Genomic DNA, 16,126 nt, shown 5'->3' on the forward strand with positions numbered 1-16,126 from the left:
CCGTTGGCTCCGTTGGCTCCGCAGGTTGTGATTCATCCAGCCGCTTTGCATAGCCTTTTTTCAGGAGTTCCCGTCCATGCTGCTCACCCGTTTCAAATTCCTGACCGTGATCAAGAACGCTATAGCCGAAATAAATCTGCTTTAGTGCTATCAGTTTCATGATGTTATCTCTGATAAAGCGGCCCGTAGGCCGCTCAGTGAAGGGAGTCATTAGCCGCCGACAGGTGCAGGGACCGTAAACGCACCAGTAACAAACGCTTCAGGACGATACACCGCGAGTGCGAGACGTTCTTCGCAACGGATAGTGATCATGTTTTTCTCGAAGTCGTCGGAGTTCTCAGTACTGATCACCACATTGGCATCTTCACGGTCGAAGATTTGAGCACCCGCATTAAATGCGCCGGTCAGGAACTTACCTAAGAAAGCTGCAGCTTGAGTTTCCACAACTGGCAAGCCCCATAAGGTCGGTGTAGTCAATGCTGACGGATTACCCAAGATGTAACGGCCCAATGTGTCTTTGGTCAGTTCGATCTTGGCCCAATCAATAAAGTGCAACACATGACCGGAAGCAGAGAAACGAGCCAACTGAGACTGCAGCATAGCCAGACGCAAGTCATCAATGCCGTTCTGTTGAGCAACTTCAAATGACGGATCGAATACTGATGCCTGCGGCATAATCCCTTCAAGATGAACACCGGTACCATCACCAAACAAGATTTCTTGCTCTTCGGCATATTTCAGGCCAAAGCGCATTTCAGTATCAATCGTTGATTGTAACTGTGAGAAATCATCAAGGATCTGTTTCGCGGCTTTGAACAAGTGGGCAATCGTGCGAACAGGCGTGATTTTTTCACCGAACTGAATCTCGCTGTAAGGCTTTTGCGTACCTTCAGCGACGACCCGTGCATTATTGGTGAATCCGGTCTGCTGAACCCAATAAATGGTGCTGGATTGAGTACGACCCGGTGCAAGTAAATCACGAATAAACAGGCGCTGTTTAGGTGCAACATCGATACCCGGCAAACGATGCGGGGCCACAATTTGCCCCGGCACATCGACTGACAAGAGTGCCGCTTTCACCGGTATACTGATCCGCTGGCTGGCGGCTAGACCTGAGACAAAACCTTTTAACGCCTCGGCTGATACAACTTGCTGACCAATCGTCTCAACAGTCTGTACGGCATTATTCAATGGCATTTGGGCGACATGCTGCTCGAGTTCGCCCAAGGCCACTTTGAGGGTTTTCTCTGCGGCGGTCAGCGCGTTAAATTCTAACGCCATTTTGTCTACAGCTTCTTTAGTCGAGGCGGAGAGCTGACCCGCGTTTTTAGCTTCTGTCAGCGCTTCTTCTGCCTTGGCGTTAAACTTGCCAGTGGCCTCTTCCAGCGCTGCGGATACCTTTTTCAGTACATCATTTACATCAGACATATATTCTCCAGATTATTGGCACGCCGCTTTCAGTCCGCTTAATGCAGACTCGAAGCTAGCTAAAGTTTCAGTATTGATTTCAGTGGTAGCGCTTGGCGTACCGGAAGGAGTAACAGCAGCGCCCGGCATGCTGTCGGTTAGGGCTTTAAGTAACTTTCGGCGCTCGGAGCGCGGGGTATTGGCTTTCGCCAGCAGCGCATCGAGTTTGCGAATCGCTGCTGACGGGCTTTGGTCGTCATTCGCAATTTCGTCAGCAGATAACAAACTATCCGCGAAACCTTTTTCGACGGCATCACTACCCGCAATGTAGGTTTCATTGTCCATCATGGCCGCAATATCAACCGCTGGGAGGCCGGTACGAGCTGAATAGATATCACCCATCGCCCGATCAAAAGGCTCTATATCGATGGCTGCTTTCGCCAGATCGTGGCGGTTGCCCATCATGACAATCCAACAGTTGTGGATCATCAGAAACGCGCCGCGCCCGACCTGAATCTCATCACCAGCCATGGCAATAATAGAAGCTGCTGAGGCGGCAATCCCCAGCACTTTTACCGTGACTTTGCCGCTGTATTCGCGCAGCAGGTTATAGATAGCCAGTCCCTCGAACATGTCACCACCAGGCGAGTTAATGTTAACCGTCACATCCTCGCCGCCCATCGACCGCAATGCGGCGGCAATGCGTTTGGTGCTAACCCCCTCGCCCCAGTAGTCCTGTCCGATCACGTCAAAGATTGAAATGCTGTTCTCGCCTGTCGCAGCGGCTTTTAACCCACCGTTCCAGCGCTCTACCGCACTTGGCGAAACCTCACAGGAAACACCCGCGCACGGGCGTCCCACCGGCGCTGCCGGAAGGCTTTTAATTGTCATTAGGCTTTACTCCTAGGCGGCTTGTTTTAGCGGTGACTGTTCAAGCGGGATGTCAGGGAACAGATATCCGTGAAGCTCAGTAATGGCTTTCGCTTTAACAACAGCGTTATGTGATTTCAGGTCTTCAAGTGCAACAAGGTTAAGTTGCACGGTATAGATATCGCCGCCCGGTATCGGAGGCAGATTTTCAAGGCGGCGAACATCGTTGCGGTTCATCCAGCCATTTTGCAATGCTGTGGTGTAGTATGCAGAGCGTCCTGCACTGTCGGCACGCAATAGACCTTCAACAGAAAACTCCGCAAAGTAATCCTCATCACCCGCCAGCAGGCAGCGCGCAATCTCTTGCTCAATATTAACCAGTAGTGGACGAAGCGTATTGCTCAGGAAAAGGAGGTTCATTCCCTCAACGCTAGAAGCCCAACTGCTTTGCTTGGTCATATGGCCCACCATAAATGGCGGCACCCTGAACCAGCGGCAAATCTCTTCGATACTGAATGCCCGACTCTCCAGCATCTGAGCGTCTTCTGGATTCATGGTCACGCTGTGGTACGTGAGATCGGCTTCAAGTACCATGGTTTTACCGGCATTTTTTGAGCCGGTGAATGCCGTCATGCTGCTACGCAGTTTTTCTCTCTGGGCTGTTGTTAGCGCGGTTTTACTGGTCAAAAAACCCGAGTTTTGCATACCATTTTCAAATACTTTCGCTGCCGACTCTTCGATCGCCATGGCTGAACCAAACACGTCTCGACCGGTATTCATCGGCATTAACCCACACATACCATCCAGACCAAATCCCCGAATGTGCATCATGGTTTTGACCGGTATCACCCGCTTCTTACCGTTCTCGGTATAGGTGTACTCGAGTTGGCCGTTATCAAGGCGCTTAACCACCATATTCTGTGGCAGTAACGGAATAAGAGAAACTACGCGATTACCAATCATTCTCTTTTCTATGAACGCATTTCCCCGCAAACAGATACTGGCCACCAGCATCAACATAAAGCGCGAGGGGGTCATTTCTGAGTTGGGGCTACGGCATAGCACCGGATAAAGTGGGTGATCGGTTGCTGTGCCTCGGGAGCCGTCCGGCATCCGCTTATACAATTTCAGAGGAAGAGTCGAAACTGACTCACTGATAAGTCGGACACATGCCCAGGCTGCGGCCAACTGAATCACTTTATCCGCCGTGACCACCTTACCGCTGCTGCTGGTGCCAAACCACTCCTGAAAGAAAGTGCCAGTAGTGAGGCTAATTGGCACACCAAGCCAGTTAAGGAGCGCGCTTTTAACGCGCCCCGGATGTTTATTTCGTGCCATTAGATACCTACTATGATTGGGTTATCAAAGAAACCATCCAGATCGCCCTCCTCCTCAATATCGGCATCTTCAGCAGCGCCGATTGCCATTGCAGAAGCAACCACGCCATCAATGCGGCCGGTGCTTTTCTTCTTGGCAAAGATACGGTTATCTTTCTGGTCTGCTTCGAGTACCGCCGAGGCTGCATTCCAGCGCAGACAAGGGTTACGCTTGATAATCAACTCTTTGTTATTGAGTTTTTCCTCAAACAGTTCAATTGAGCGCGGCATCCATAAGCCGGATTCCTGTGCTTTGTAATAGCCCTGCCCATGGGGTACCAAAACGACACTGACCGAGTTGCTTTCCAGTTCAGGCTCAAGGTATTTGATGCGGTATTGGTCAAAAGCGATGCATTTGATATCAAACATGGCTGTTAGCTCACCGATTCTGTGGGCAACAAAACCATAATTCACAGCCTTACCTGGAGGCGCGTGGATAAAGCCAGCCTTTAACCATTTATCGTAAGGCACTCGGTCGGTTTTGGCCCGCTCGAGCAAACTGTCTTTAGGTGTCCAGAACTCGACAAACAACTTGTTATGCTTGGGGAAAAAGAGCGCCAGCGAGGTTAAGTCGCGGGAGCCAGACAAATCGAGTCCGCCATAGCATTCCTCTCCCGCCAGTTCCTCAATATCGAATTCGTCTTCACAGTCCATCCAGGTATCACCGCCGATCCACGGCGTAGCTGATTCCACCCATTCGCAAAAGTTGAGGCGACGCACGATGCTTTCTTTTGCTGGCATACCTCGGGCAGCGGTAACCTGTTCGCGTAGGTATTTAAGTTCAAAGGTCTGGCCCAGCGAGGGGTTAGCTTTGCCCCAGCAAGATTCGTCTTTAAATGGGTCGTCGCCCTCATCCAGTGAACAGATGAAACTAAAGAAGCTGTCATCTTCCAAATCACCGTTAGCAACTTTTCTGCCATATTCGTGATAGTCATAGCAAACGCTGGTCTTATCATGGCCGCTGTTGGTGATCAGAAATATCAGAGCCTGACGCCGCCCTTTTGTCCCGGCCCGCATCATTTCAACGACGGTGTTGTTCTTGTGTTCGTGCACTTCGTCAATTAGCGCACAGTGGGGACGTGGACCTGATTGTCCATCATCAGAACTGATAGGCCGGAAGAATGAGCCGTTTTGCAAAAAAGCCAGATTCCACTCTTTCCCTGCTCCACCTGACGGCTCTATTCGTTGAGATAGCGCCGGTGACTGTTTAACCATCGCTACCGCATCACGAAACAGGATCATAGCCTGGTCTTTTTTAGTCGCCGCTGCATAGACCTCTGCGCGAGGCTCTTTGTCTGCAACCATGCAGTACAACCCGACACCGCCCGCCAAGGGTGATTTTCCAGAACCCTTACCAGATTCAACGTACACCATGCGAAAGCGGCGGGTGCCATCACTGGATTTCCAGCCGAATATCGAACCAACAACAAAGCATTGCCAGGACAGCAAAATAAAGGGTTTACCCTCATGCTCACCGCCGTTCAACTTCAATATTTTGGCGAAAAAGTCCATCGCTCGACTTGCTGACTCCACATCCCACACCAACCCTCTTGCTGGGCCAAACTCCAGATCACGCAAATGCCGGGCGCAAGAGTGACGAATATCGGGGCCAGCAAGAATGGTTCCTGCTGTTACATCCATTGCATATTGCGTTGCAGGGTCAACCGAAGAACTGGGCGAGCGGGTCTTCTTCTTTTTCTCCGCCATTAACATTCACCTTTGATCTCGCGGCTGGGGTAAGTCCGAATTCAATTAAGTAACCTTTGAAGCGGCGATCCGCATCGGCAAGCTGCCCTACGGCGGGATGTCCTTTAATAAGAAAATCCCCCATCTGGGTTTTGGTTGTGTAGGTATTACCCTCATCAAGAACTTGCTGGCGCAACCGAAGTATTTCCGCATACAGATCACAAAGGCGTTCCAGTGCCATGGTATCGGCAACGGTCAACACACCCATCTGATCCAGGAGTAAAGTCAGCCGCCCCCAAGCCGCCTTGCCCCAATCAGTTAAATGAGAGGGAGGGCTTGGAATTTCTCGAGCTGGTTGAGGTTCATTCTTATTCAGTGGGCGCTTGCCCGGATTACCGGTGACCACCTTCAAGTGGGTCGGTTTTGGTCGGCGTCCAGCCATGGAAAACCTCCCAAAAAAAGTTTTCAATTCGCGGTTGTGCACAGAAATGACGATGATAGGTCTTTGGGGATCAAAGCCCTGAACTTTCACCCCACCCTCCCCCTTGAGAGTCATTCTCATTTGAGGTGATGGGATTCATTATCATTTTTTCCAGTGTGAGTTAGGATCAATCGGCATGCCATCATCGGTACAACCCGTTACATGGCCGCTTTTCTCTTGCCGTTGCTTCGTTGAGCTATGGTGTGGGGTGCATAATGATTGCCAGTTCTTTCTATCCCAGAATAGTTTCTGAGCCTTGGCTATCTGCACTGTGTTACCTGACATCAAGGCTTCTTTGAGTCGATGCGGTTCGATGTGGTCAACGACTGTTGCGGCTTCTATCCGTCCCTGTTGTTGGCACATCACACACAGGGGATTAACACGTAGGAAAGAGGCCCGAGCCTTAGCCCATCGGCTACCGTATACCCTTGGCTCTTTCATGGGTTACCTGATGAATGAGTCGCGTGAGCTGAGTCGGCTGATACTTTCCTCTAATGCCCGAATATTCTTATACAAAACAGCAAAGTCTTGTTCACGCTGATAGTTAACCTGCTCAACCAGATGCCGAGTATCAGTGGCATTAGTGATGATGGCAGCAACCTTATCCTGAAGCTCCTTGATGGAAGCCAGCGAGGGTTCAACCTTTGAGGCTGTAACAGTTCCACCCAATATGAAGCTATCAATATGAATGCCAGCACGGAGCGAGTATGTTTTGCTGTTACCGACATAGCCGCCAGTGGGAACTGCATTAAGGATTTCACTAGCATCAGAGCTAGCCTTGCCCGTTACTGTGTCGCTGCGGAAGATTTCCTTACCATCGTTATCATAGAAGCGCACATGGCATTCAATACTTTGACCGGCCGCTAACCCATTAATTAAATAGCTCTGCTGTGAGCTCGATACAGGCCAGCTGCACGTCTCCACTGTTTCATCACCACGGCGGCATTTACTGTATACGCGAACCCTTGCAGCCCCAACCCACCACTCACTCCAGCTAACAACAACACCAAACGGCGCAGGCTCAACACTAATGGATATGAGTGATCTGGGCTTGCTCTTCGGCGTTAACTGCTTTTGTAGATCAACAGCTCGCTCCAACTTAGTAATCAAGCTATCTATTGGTGCTGTATCAACGTTAACTTTAATCTCAATCGTATTCATTTAGAGTTTCCTGCTGGTTGGTTTGTGGGTTTTTGATTAAAACCTGGTGATTTTTGACACCAGAGAAATTTCATCCAGCGTGTTTGTGCTGTTTTTCTCGCTGGCCAATCGCCGATTTCAGAATTAAATAAAATGCCACCAGCCTGTTAATGCTCAGGGTGAGCGGTGGGAAACAGGTGATAGCATTGCTTATCGTGCATTATCGATGGCACTCAATAAATGCCATCTGTAATGCTATTGACTGCGGGTCATATGCCGGTACTGAGATACTGTCTTGCCGTTACTATTCATAACGTATGCAACATCATTAGGATGCAGAACGATATTTCTCTCCAACCCGGCAACCGATATTGATTGTTGATTAGGGTTAAACCCAACACTTAAACCACAATGAATCTCTTCACCGCCATTGGGTGACATTACTTTTACTGTAAGCATACTTATTCTCCTGCTTCTGGTAATAAAAAAGGCCACCGAAGTGACCTTTAGGATTAAGATTTAATCTTTTTACGATGTGTGGCAAAACCTACTGCAGTAATAGCAGCCATTTGCCTTATACCCCTGACGCTTTGCTTCACTTACAGCGGACGTGCAAGTATCAAATGAACCCAAATACACTCTATTTAAAATCGTAGGTAAATAATTACATGTCTCTGTATGTACTTCATTATCGCCATTGTCTTGCTTATTTTTGTTCACATAATACTTAGTCATTATTATTAATTCCCATCAGGTATGCTGACTATTCAGCAGTTTCAATACTGCCAGATGGGTTGATACAAGAGACAATCAGATGAAAGTTATTTGATCAATATCATTAATTATATTGAAGCTTGGTGCTGTTAATGATTCGCCGGTCGTCAGTGACAACCTTTTGCAGCGCGGTGACCTTCTCGACTAGCTTATCGGCTCGTTCAGCGATTGAAATAAGAAATCCGACATCTGCGTCTGAAAATCCGCAATCTCTGGCTGCATCAGTGAGCTGTCCACTGGCGGGAGTAACGGACATATCCCCAACTGAAGCGGAGAGACACTCGAAGCGCTTTTGCAGCCTGATATTGCCAGCGCGATAAGCAGCAATAGTGCCTTTTGCTTTGTTCTCAGCATCTGCTACCCCTTGTTGATATGCTTTTAATCCGGCTGATTGCGCGGCTTGAAGTTGAGCCTCTTTCTCGTCAGCACTCTTTTTAGCGGCTTTTTCTGCTTCTAGGTCTGACTTATCACGCCTAGCCCATTCAAGTGACCATTCCGAATCTTTACTATCGCTGCCCCACTTATGGCCACCAGCGATGCAAATAGCAGCGATTACCAGCACTGCGATCAGTATTGCCGTTACCTTATTCATGATGTGAGTATCCCGACCACAAAAAACCACCACCATTGCGGAATGCCATAAAATACCAACACAGCAGCGGCGATAAAGCAGATAGCACTCATTTGAAATCACCTGTCAGGCAGAGAGACTTTTCTTTTTCACGAAGAGTAACCAGTCCGGGGAGTTGTTTTCCACCACCGTAAGTCCATCGGGGGAATTGATAGCAGGCTTCGGTGAATTTGCTATCGCGCAACATTCGATACATCGTAGATTTCTGCATCTGCGCACAACCAGCGTTAAATGTGATCGACGTAACAGCATCAAACTGGCCTTGATTCAGCTCCTTTCCATTGCCAAATTTGTTTACGCAACGTTCAGCATCAAGAATATTCTTTTCCCAATCAGCGGCTATTTGAGCGTCAGTCTTAATCACCCCAGCCTTGACGCCGTGAGTATTGCCAATGCCATCGGTCAACACTCCAGCCGGACATACGTATGGGTCACGGCGGCATGATTCAGCATTACCAATAAGCTCTAATCCTTTCTCGCTTGTTCTCACCGTTCCGTTAGATACGACGATAGCAATAATGGCTGACACTGCGCAGGCGGTACCGATGGCAACACGCTTTAATGTCGTCATCACTCACTCTCCATTTGCTGCAAAACTTCATTTACCACTTGAATTGCAGCCGGATGGCTATCAATAGGTTTGCCGTGCAAATAGTCTTTTAATATCTGCGTACGCTCTTGCTGCTCTTTAATTTGAGCCGCCTTTTCTCTTCGATTGGCGTAATACGTTTTGATGGTGAACCACGCACTAACCAAAGCGCCGATAATAAAAATGTATTCCTGCAAACTGAGAGCGGAAAACAAAGCAAGTGAAGCTGTCCACCAATAAGGCACTTGACCAGTATCGTTCATCTTCATATCTCCCCCTCCCGTTCTGCGGGTTGGGCGCGTAGTTAAGGAATTTAGCCCACCAGTGCAGCCACTCATGCGGAGTAATGTGTGTGGAGTTGATTGGGTGACTGATGGGCTAAAACGAGAAAGGCCCACCGAAGTGAGCCTTAAAAGTTGGTATGTGGTGTCCGGCGCTAATCTCGGATATGTCAGACTCTCACTGCGCTACTCCGTGTATCAGGGAATGGTTTTACACTCTCCCTTGCAGGCCGTCTGCTGGAGTTTTGCCAGCCTGCACGGTCACTTCATCTCCAGTATTGCGGCGCTTTAGCATGCGCATTCACCACATTCGGCTGGATACTGTTTCACAACGATTGGATTAACCAATCCAGTACCCATGCGAATGTAGAATGCAAAAAGCCCCGGCGATTAACCGAGGCTTTAAAATTCGGGGCTGTGATAGTTAACCCTGCAACCGTATCAATGATAATGCAATCCTTGCACCAAGGTAGCTATCACAGCACTGAATAATTTACATTGCAATTATAAACAAACCTTAAACATAACTACCTTTACAGTGGGCATGACTCACAAAACCATAAATCCGTGAGCAATTAACTCAAGGGCTTGAATAGTTGCCGGTCTTTCCCGGCTGTCAGTTTTCATTGTAGATGAAATATGCTCAGCTTCTTTTGGACAGATGACCCTGGATGTCAGCCTGAGCATACTTCAAAATCAGTATACCCAATTAGAGGTAGATACATAAACAAAAAACCGCACGATGGCGAGGACTCTTTGAAGCCGGTTACGGTTCCGGCGTCAACACCTACCAATGTGCTGACCGCATACCTCTAAAATGCAAAAAGCCCCAGTAAATACCAGGGCTTTATAATTAATCGAACTATCTCGACAGTGACATCACAACTAAGTCACTCTACAGCAGGATTTTATTAATTTTATCTTGAATTTCTAGCTGCAATGACGGCGACTTAATCTCCCCATCTAGAGAGCTTTTGTCCATTAGCATGACATCAAGTCTCGCTCGTTCTGAAGGACCTAGCGTGCAATAAAACGCTGAAACTATCTTTTTTAGCGCCAATATTTCAAGCGTTATATGTGATGTAACGTCTGACATGCTTCATCTCCTAGTATCTACCATCATTACTAGGAGTATATATATGTCTTGTGGAAATGCTCCAATACAAATTGATACCAAGATTAATAATTTTTAGGGGGTTGCCGGTCTTTCCCGGCCGTCACTGCGTACAAGTGAAATATGCTCAGTTTCTTTTGGAAAGTCGATAGTGCGTATCAACCTGAGCATACCTCGCAATTAGTATACCCAATTAGCAGTGAAGACTGAAACAAAAAACCCCGCCGAAGCGAGGTCTTGATAATTTTCCTTGGCGCTCATCTACAGAAACGCCCATGATTTAGAGAAATTACGCCAACTTTATGCAAAATGCAAGCGATATATTAAAAACTTGTCGCCATTAGTCACAATCATGTCGTTATCGTGTAATCCGCTGGAACTCATCTTCTGCATAACTCTCTTCAATGTCGCATTTAGCCACCAGCGACTCATAGAACGGCTTCCAGTTACGTGACCAAGACGATTGGGTTAGTTCAGGAAGCAACGCTGTAATCGCTCTGTATGCTGTTGTTGAGGGTGTCCGTTTGTATCCAATTCCTGAACAACGTTCACACTCTTTTTCAACTGGCACGCCAAGCCGCTTGGATTTTTTAAGGTCACGCACCTTACCCGTTCCATTGCAGCGGCAACGATGGGAGATTTTGCCCTTTCCGTTACAGGGATTGCACAATTCGCCCACCAGTTCTTCTTCTATCCATGCCTCTGTTTTCTCACCGCATCCGGGGTGTTTAGTCACTTTTTGAATGCTGTAAATCAGCCTCCTCCCCTTACAGTGTTTACATGTAGTAGTGGTCGCTGCTGAACTGCTGTATTCCTCATAGGCAAATTTAGCCAGAATAACCATGCATTGAGCCATTCGGCGGCCTGATGCTTTACCGACATGTTTCGGGGCGTTCTTCATGGCGAACTGTGTAAGCTGCTCAACGGTTCTTACCTTATCCTCTTTGCTGATACCCACCTTGCCAAGATATGCAGCCATGCCGAAACTGGCACGAGCCTCAACCATTCCCATTGCAGCGGCTAAATCCGGTCCCTTAAGCGAATCGGAAGAGGTCGCGCGGGAAGAATCGGTAATCATCTGGCTCTTGGCGCTGAACTGTTTCATTGCTGATTCTAGTTTCACTATGCCGCCCTCTTTGTGTAGATCTGCTCACGAACTTGATCACCATTCATTAACATGTCATTGAAATCATCATTATCGGGCCAGCGTACGCTAACAGATATCAGGTCATTTTTTGCTCTGAGATTGGCGGTGGCGCAATTAAAGGCCGCTGCCTGTCCGGTGGCTGAATGTTTATCCATATCAGCAAAAATAATGAGGTGTTTGACGCCTGCCGGCACCCTGAATTTCTCCATGAATCCAGCATTCATGACTGACCATGTATTGACCCCGTAAACTTGATAGCAGGACAGAGCTGTTTCTATCCCTTCTGCAATCCCCAATGTGGAAGCGACTGGAAACATACGTATCGCTACTGAGCGGGTGTGATCGAGGTAGTTCTGTTCCTGAAGTGACTTAAGTCGCTTGGCGCTATCACCGATATTGGCTTTTTTATCTCCATCAAGCAGGGTCTGATGTAGGTAACAGAGTTCACCCTTATCATCTGTAGCCAAAGAATAAAGCGCCTGATATACCCGCCCTGCATGTCGCTGTTTATCGCAAAACCTGACAGCTTCAACCGGAAGACGGCTAATACCACGCTGACGCAAATAATCTGCCCCCGTCGTGCCACGTAAGCCCACCAGCTTTGAAAACTTACTAATGACTCGCTGCCGCTGTTTCGCTGCTGAACTGGTGACGGGGATGCTGACATGACGGTAGTTATTGCCAATCAACTGATCCACTTCGGCACACAGTGCTGAAAATGATTTACCCTGCGTCAGATTAAGCAGCTTCATACCGTCGCCACTGTCACAGATACAAATCCATGTTCCCACCCCGTCGCGGTCATCAATGCGGAACTTGCCACGAGCACCGCATACCGGACACTCTCCCTTAAAATGGTTTTTGCCTGTGATGGGTGGTAAGCCAAAATACTCAAAAATTTCAGCCCACCGGCCTCTTGACGCTTCTGTTGTTTTCATACTGCTTTCCTTAAACTTTGACGTATATCTTCAAGCTGATTTTTGGCATTAATCAACGACATGGTGGTGTCGGCATTGACGTCATGACGCTGTTGAGGGGGTGGCTGAGATTTCTCTCTGCCTTTAGCAAAAGCGATGCGCTTATGTTTAATGAAGTTGCTGACCTCGGGGGTTATCTCCATCGGGAAATCACTCAAGCCATTAGGCCATTCGCTAAACTTGTCGTGGAAGGTGTGTGAGCACCAGCCATCGCTGACAGGCTTACCCATTGATGTACGCTGACGCTGATAGAACTTGATCTGACTCCACCACGCTTGCTTGTCAGATTGGGTGAACCCCCGCTTACCCTTACCTAACTTTTTCAGTCCGCGCTGGGTGTCGGTCTCCACGTCCTGCCCTGCCAGTGGCTTAAATCCACATTTCGGGCAGACATATACACCCGCAGGCTTCATGAAATGACACTCGGTGCATTCTTTGGGGAGTTTTTCAGTGCGTTCCTCAGTCTCACGACTGGCGCTGTCTTTCATTCCGTCGCTTTTGGAGGGCAGTTCGTTGTACTCGATGGAGTCAGGGAAGCCCAAGCGGTGAACAGTGCCACTGTGATCGAAAACAAGGCAAGACTCTTTACCCGGCGCAGTACGCAAGCCACGCCCAAGCGCCTGCAACCAACGGATTTCGCTTTTTGTGGGTCGGGCGTAGATAACGCAGCGAACATCACTATCAAAACCAGCTACCAACACGCCCACACTGACGATAATTTTTGTGGCGCCCATTTCGAAGCGATGAATAATGAGTTGACGCTCTTCATGCGGGGTTTCAGCTACCATCACCTCAGCGTTAATCCCCACCTTATTGAATTGTATGGTGACGTAATTGGCGTGATCTACATTTACGCAGAATGCCACCGTGGGCAGGTCCCGCCCGTTCTGTAGCCAGTTATCAACGATGTCGCCAACAAGGTCAGCACCACACATGATTTCTGCGAGTTGGTTTTCGTTGTAGTCTCGTCCGCAATCAATGGTGTTGGTTGTTTTCACGCCTTTCAGGTCTGGCTTGCTCGGCGCATAGAACTCGTAACCGCTCAGGTCGCCACGCTGGATTAACTCCCCGATGGTGGTCGGCTTAACCAGTTGCTGGTAGTAATTACCCAAGAACGGTGAGAAAGGCGTACCGGATAAACCAATCACTTTCACCTGTGTTTCACGTGTCAGGCGCTCAATCTCAATCAGAATTTGTTTCTGCCGGAGGTGAGCCTCGTCAACGATCAGCAGATCAATATTGTCCGGGAACTGACGGCGGATCAGCGTGGCGGCACTGGCAATCTGAATTTTTAACGCTGGGTCATAGCTCGGATGTTTCTGCCAGATGAAACTAATCTCATCTTCAGGGAGTCCGTATTCGATAAAGCGCTGCGCAGTCTGGTTAATTAAAATTGTGTACGGGGCAATGAAGAGCACACGCATACCGCGACTAACAAACCCATCAGCGATAAATGCCGCTAAGCCGGTTTTGCCGCTGCCTGTCGGTGCATAGACCATGAAAGAGCCGAATGACTTCCAGTCACTGCGCAGCATGTTCAGGGCGCGTTCCTGTGCAAAGTTCGGTGTGATGTTCAGCATTGTGTGACCCCATATCATCTAGCTAGTACAAAGCGTTTACTTGAATCTGGTGGCTCGGATAACCTCGACGCCATCAGCGATATAACGCAGTGGGTGCCTACCATCCATGAGCAGGACGAAACCAGACATACCGTCAGGTAATACGTTCAACTTCATCAGTGAGCGACAACGAGGAGATTTTTTGTCAATTTCAATGGCGCATTGCTGCCCGTCAGGCGATGTAACTAGGCAATCAATAAACCCTTTGCGACCACTGGCCACGCTGATAGCAAAGTTGCGTTGCAGGTAATAACCTTGAGATTTGATTTTCCTTTGCATGACGTAGTCAAAAGTGACCTTGTCGTCAGACCGAATGAATTGCTCTTCCAGAAGGGCGATTAATTTCTGTTTCAGTTCTTTGCTCATAGAGTCTCCTCATAATTACTTAACGTACTAGATTGGTGGTACATCGCATTTTTAAGGGCTACCCCTTAGATCGAGATCTACCTAACCTATGGAGTTGTCTGTTGGAAAAGCCTGTTCCAGTGCTTCGCACTTAAACCCAACTCCCCCCTTACCCCCCTCATTTTTTGAGGTGAGCATCTATACATCCAGACACTTAAGCGCTTAGATATCCGCACATCTAGCCACCTAAAAATTACGCATCTTGATATGTAGATTTAGTAACCTGCCAGCACCTTGATGCTGTAATGCAACCAAACACCTTTAAGTCTGGTTATCCGCAGGTTGTTTACCGTTGTGCTACCAACGGCGGACTGACCGTGTAACCCTGTAGTGCTTTTCCGTGGCTGTTCACAAACAATCTCAATCGCGTATTAGCTTCATGCCTTGCTTTGTTCTCTTGACGGTATGAAACAGACTCCGTGTAAAACGCGACCTGATAAGCCTCTGCATACTTAACGACAACCTTTCTGCGCAACGAGGGTGCCAATTGCTGTAACTGCTCCTGAATCCACTTCCCATCCTCGGGGCAAAACACCGTTGGCATGATTACTTGGGTAAATGCATCGGGAGTCATGGGTTAATTCCGCTTGGTTACTTTTTTCTTACTCGGGAAGGGTTTTGTCTCGAATGCCTCAAGAGCTCCTCCTTCCTGAACAGAAACCTTGATGTTTCGCCCAGATATAAGCGCCTTGCTGATTGCCATCTGGGTTAAGCCAAGAGCCTTCCCAGTACGGACTTGCCCATGCATATCCACATACTCTCTCAACGTCATATTAGTCATAAATGTCCTATCTGTTGCATTTATAATACTAAAAGTATTAATATAAATGCTACTACAAGTAGGAGACATTATCAAACTAAAGGTATTAAAATAAGATATGGAAAACAAAAGAGTCCTGACGACAGAACAGTTGGAAGATGCGATGCGTCTGAAGGCTTTGTATGAGTCAAAGAAAAAATCTTTAGGGATTACTCAGCAGGTAATTGCCAACGAACTTGATATTTCTCAGGGGGCTGTAGGTCATTATCTGAATGGGCGAAACCCTCTCAACCTAAATGTTGCCGCTGTTTTTGCAAGTTTTCTACAGGTTCCTATATCAGAATTTAGTCCATCTCTTGCAAAAGAGGCATCCCGCTTATCACAAGTCTCCAACGTGTCATTTGTAGAGCAAAATACTCCCAAGGGGAGTTATCCATTAATTAGCTGGGTCAGTGCAGGCTCATGGTGTGAGGCTATAGAACCCTATACCCTGAAAGATATCGATGAGTGGTATGATACTTCAGCTCACATTGAAGGTGATGGCTTTTGGTTGAGAGTCCAAGGTGACTCAATGACATCCCCTGTAGGTGTCAGCATTCCAGAGGGAATGATTGTTCTGGTAGATACTGGGCGAGAAGCAAAAAATGGCAGCCTTGTTATCGCTAAATTAACTGATGCCAACGAAGCCACATTCAAAAAATTAGTGACAGACGGAGGATCATCCTACCTTAAGCCCCTAAACCCTCAGTACCCATTAATCCCCATTAATGGAAACTGTAAAATCATTGGCGTTGTGGTAGAAGCTAAAATTATGTTCTCTTAAAAACCACCTACCCACACCCCCAACAAAAGGCCCACGGTTAACCTCG

At 48.0% G+C, this 16,126-nt stretch carries 20 protein-coding genes; 2 read left to right on the plus strand and 18 right to left on the minus strand.

Features of this window, described 5'->3' with window-relative positions; genetic code table 11:
* Positions 1-210: 210 nt before the first annotated feature.
* From BN68_RS08430 to BN68_RS08485, 11 genes are all read right to left on the minus strand, one after another.
* A complete protein-coding gene (locus tag BN68_RS08430) occupies positions 211-1,428 on the minus strand; it encodes a phage major capsid protein (RefSeq protein WP_019210734.1) in 1,218 nt (405 codons plus the stop codon).
* A gap of 12 nt (positions 1,429-1,440) precedes the next feature.
* Positions 1,441-2,298: a head maturation protease, ClpP-related gene (locus tag BN68_RS08435; RefSeq protein WP_019210735.1), complete on the minus strand. Its 858-nt coding sequence runs from the start codon at positions 2,296-2,298 to the stop codon at positions 1,441-1,443.
* 12 nt (positions 2,299-2,310) lie between these two features.
* On the minus strand, positions 2,311-3,615 hold the full coding sequence (locus BN68_RS08440) for a phage portal protein (protein ID WP_019210736.1): 1,305 nt from the start codon (positions 3,613-3,615) through the stop codon (positions 2,311-2,313).
* Positions 3,615-5,360 carry a terminase large subunit gene (locus BN68_RS08445; RefSeq protein ID WP_019210737.1) on the minus strand — a complete coding sequence of 582 codons (1,746 nt, stop codon included), beginning with the start codon at positions 5,358-5,360 and terminating at the stop codon, positions 3,615-3,617. Before BN68_RS08445 ends, BN68_RS08440 begins: the two co-directional genes overlap by 1 nt.
* Positions 5,314-5,781, minus strand: a complete 468-nt coding sequence (locus BN68_RS08450; RefSeq protein ID WP_042806576.1) for a phage terminase small subunit P27 family — start codon at positions 5,779-5,781, stop codon at positions 5,314-5,316. Before BN68_RS08450 ends, BN68_RS08445 begins: the two co-directional genes overlap by 47 nt.
* A 141-nt stretch (positions 5,782-5,922) precedes the next feature.
* Complete coding sequence (locus tag BN68_RS08455; RefSeq protein WP_019210739.1) at positions 5,923-6,261, minus strand: holin; 339 nt, start codon at positions 6,259-6,261, stop codon at positions 5,923-5,925.
* A 3-nt stretch (positions 6,262-6,264) separates the two neighbouring features.
* Positions 6,265-6,981, minus strand: a complete 717-nt coding sequence (locus BN68_RS08460) for a hypothetical protein (RefSeq protein ID WP_019210740.1) — start codon at positions 6,979-6,981, stop codon at positions 6,265-6,267.
* Positions 6,982-7,215: 234 nt separating this feature from the next.
* On the minus strand, positions 7,216-7,419 hold the full coding sequence (locus BN68_RS08465) for a hypothetical protein (protein ID WP_004390466.1): 204 nt from the start codon (positions 7,417-7,419) through the stop codon (positions 7,216-7,218).
* 379 nt (positions 7,420-7,798) lie between these two features.
* Positions 7,799-8,326: a DUF2514 family protein gene (locus BN68_RS08475; protein ID WP_019210741.1), complete on the minus strand. Its 528-nt coding sequence runs from the start codon at positions 8,324-8,326 to the stop codon at positions 7,799-7,801.
* A gap of 88 nt (positions 8,327-8,414) precedes the next feature.
* Positions 8,415-8,936: a lysozyme gene (locus BN68_RS08480; RefSeq protein WP_019210743.1), complete on the minus strand. Its 522-nt coding sequence runs from the start codon at positions 8,934-8,936 to the stop codon at positions 8,415-8,417.
* Positions 8,936-9,217, minus strand: coding sequence for a hypothetical protein (locus BN68_RS08485; protein WP_042806577.1), 282 nt, complete (start codon positions 9,215-9,217; stop codon positions 8,936-8,938). Before BN68_RS08485 ends, BN68_RS08480 begins: the two co-directional genes overlap by 1 nt.
* 73 nt (positions 9,218-9,290) lie before the next feature.
* On the opposite strand from BN68_RS08485, the gene BN68_RS24315 reads away from it, so the two are divergent.
* Positions 9,291-9,527, plus strand: coding sequence for a hypothetical protein (locus BN68_RS24315; protein ID WP_145566369.1), 237 nt, complete (start codon positions 9,291-9,293; stop codon positions 9,525-9,527).
* A gap of 603 nt (positions 9,528-10,130) precedes the next feature.
* Here the strand turns inward: BN68_RS24315 and BN68_RS08490 are convergent.
* The 7 genes from BN68_RS08490 to BN68_RS08520 all read right to left on the minus strand — a co-directional run bounded on the left by BN68_RS08490 (position 10,131) and on the right by BN68_RS08520 (position 15,278).
* Positions 10,131-10,331, minus strand: a complete 201-nt coding sequence (locus BN68_RS08490; RefSeq protein WP_019210745.1) for a hypothetical protein — start codon at positions 10,329-10,331, stop codon at positions 10,131-10,133.
* Between the two features lie 376 nt (positions 10,332-10,707).
* Positions 10,708-11,454: an antitermination protein gene (locus tag BN68_RS08495; RefSeq protein WP_315850861.1), complete on the minus strand. Its 747-nt coding sequence runs from the start codon at positions 11,452-11,454 to the stop codon at positions 10,708-10,710.
* Between the two features lie 17 nt (positions 11,455-11,471).
* Complete coding sequence (locus BN68_RS08500; RefSeq protein ID WP_019210747.1) at positions 11,472-12,434, minus strand: DUF7146 domain-containing protein; 963 nt, start codon at positions 12,432-12,434, stop codon at positions 11,472-11,474.
* Positions 12,431-14,053, minus strand: a complete 1,623-nt coding sequence (locus BN68_RS08505) for a DEAD/DEAH box helicase (RefSeq protein ID WP_019210748.1) — start codon at positions 14,051-14,053, stop codon at positions 12,431-12,433. The genes BN68_RS08500 and BN68_RS08505 overlap by 4 nt, the downstream gene beginning before the upstream one ends.
* Positions 14,054-14,089: 36 nt before the next feature.
* Entirely contained in the window at positions 14,090-14,458 is a 369-nt protein-coding gene (locus tag BN68_RS08510) for a hypothetical protein (RefSeq protein ID WP_019210749.1), read from the minus strand.
* A gap of 325 nt (positions 14,459-14,783) precedes the next feature.
* Positions 14,784-15,071: a hypothetical protein gene (locus BN68_RS08515; RefSeq protein WP_019210750.1), complete on the minus strand. Its 288-nt coding sequence runs from the start codon at positions 15,069-15,071 to the stop codon at positions 14,784-14,786.
* Between the two features lie 3 nt (positions 15,072-15,074).
* Positions 15,075-15,278: a Cro/CI family transcriptional regulator gene (locus tag BN68_RS08520; protein WP_019210751.1), complete on the minus strand. Its 204-nt coding sequence runs from the start codon at positions 15,276-15,278 to the stop codon at positions 15,075-15,077.
* 97 nt (positions 15,279-15,375) lie between these two features.
* Here BN68_RS08520 and BN68_RS08525 point away from each other — a divergent pair, with 97 nt between their 5' ends.
* Positions 15,376-16,080: a LexA family protein gene (locus BN68_RS08525; RefSeq protein WP_019210752.1), complete on the plus strand. Its 705-nt coding sequence runs from the start codon at positions 15,376-15,378 to the stop codon at positions 16,078-16,080.
* Positions 16,081-16,126 lie beyond the last annotated feature (46 nt).

Origin of the sequence: Yersinia massiliensis CCUG 53443 (genome assembly GCF_000312485.1) — a bacterium.
Taxonomy (GTDB): Bacteria; Pseudomonadota; Gammaproteobacteria; order Enterobacterales; family Enterobacteriaceae; genus Yersinia; species Yersinia massiliensis.

Coding starts and splice junctions, on each gene's coding strand:
- BN68_RS08430 (WP_019210734.1), bottom strand. CDS start 1,428: ATGTCTGATGTAAATGATGTACTGAAAAAGGTATCCGCAGCGCTGGAA.
- BN68_RS08510 (WP_019210749.1), bottom strand. CDS start 14,458: ATGAGCAAAGAACTGAAACAGAAATTAATCGCCCTTCTGGAAGAGCAA.
- BN68_RS08490 (WP_019210745.1), bottom strand. CDS start 10,331: ATGTCAGACGTTACATCACATATAACGCTTGAAATATTGGCGCTAAAA.
- BN68_RS24315 (WP_145566369.1), top strand. CDS start 9,291: ATGCGGAGTAATGTGTGTGGAGTTGATTGGGTGACTGATGGGCTAAAA.
- BN68_RS08450 (WP_042806576.1), bottom strand. CDS start 5,781: ATGGCTGGACGCCGACCAAAACCGACCCACTTGAAGGTGGTCACCGGT.
- BN68_RS08475 (WP_019210741.1), bottom strand. CDS start 8,326: ATGAATAAGGTAACGGCAATACTGATCGCAGTGCTGGTAATCGCTGCT.
- BN68_RS08460 (WP_019210740.1), bottom strand. CDS start 6,981: ATGAATACGATTGAGATTAAAGTTAACGTTGATACAGCACCAATAGAT.
- BN68_RS08455 (WP_019210739.1), bottom strand. CDS start 6,261: ATGAAAGAGCCAAGGGTATACGGTAGCCGATGGGCTAAGGCTCGGGCC.
- BN68_RS08495 (WP_315850861.1), bottom strand. CDS start 11,454: ATGAAACAGTTCAGCGCCAAGAGCCAGATGATTACCGATTCTTCCCGC.
- BN68_RS08445 (WP_019210737.1), bottom strand. CDS start 5,360: ATGGCGGAGAAAAAGAAGAAGACCCGCTCGCCCAGTTCTTCGGTTGAC.
- BN68_RS08440 (WP_019210736.1), bottom strand. CDS start 3,615: ATGGCACGAAATAAACATCCGGGGCGCGTTAAAAGCGCGCTCCTTAAC.
- BN68_RS08500 (WP_019210747.1), bottom strand. CDS start 12,434: ATGAAAACAACAGAAGCGTCAAGAGGCCGGTGGGCTGAAATTTTTGAG.
- BN68_RS08465 (WP_004390466.1), bottom strand. CDS start 7,419: ATGCTTACAGTAAAAGTAATGTCACCCAATGGCGGTGAAGAGATTCAT.
- BN68_RS08505 (WP_019210748.1), bottom strand. CDS start 14,053: ATGCTGAACATCACACCGAACTTTGCACAGGAACGCGCCCTGAACATG.
- BN68_RS08435 (WP_019210735.1), bottom strand. CDS start 2,298: ATGACAATTAAAAGCCTTCCGGCAGCGCCGGTGGGACGCCCGTGCGCG.
- BN68_RS08515 (WP_019210750.1), bottom strand. CDS start 15,071: ATGACTCCCGATGCATTTACCCAAGTAATCATGCCAACGGTGTTTTGC.
- BN68_RS08520 (WP_019210751.1), bottom strand. CDS start 15,278: ATGACTAATATGACGTTGAGAGAGTATGTGGATATGCATGGGCAAGTC.
- BN68_RS08480 (WP_019210743.1), bottom strand. CDS start 8,936: ATGACGACATTAAAGCGTGTTGCCATCGGTACCGCCTGCGCAGTGTCA.
- BN68_RS08525 (WP_019210752.1), top strand. CDS start 15,376: ATGGAAAACAAAAGAGTCCTGACGACAGAACAGTTGGAAGATGCGATG.
- BN68_RS08485 (WP_042806577.1), bottom strand. CDS start 9,217: ATGAACGATACTGGTCAAGTGCCTTATTGGTGGACAGCTTCACTTGCT.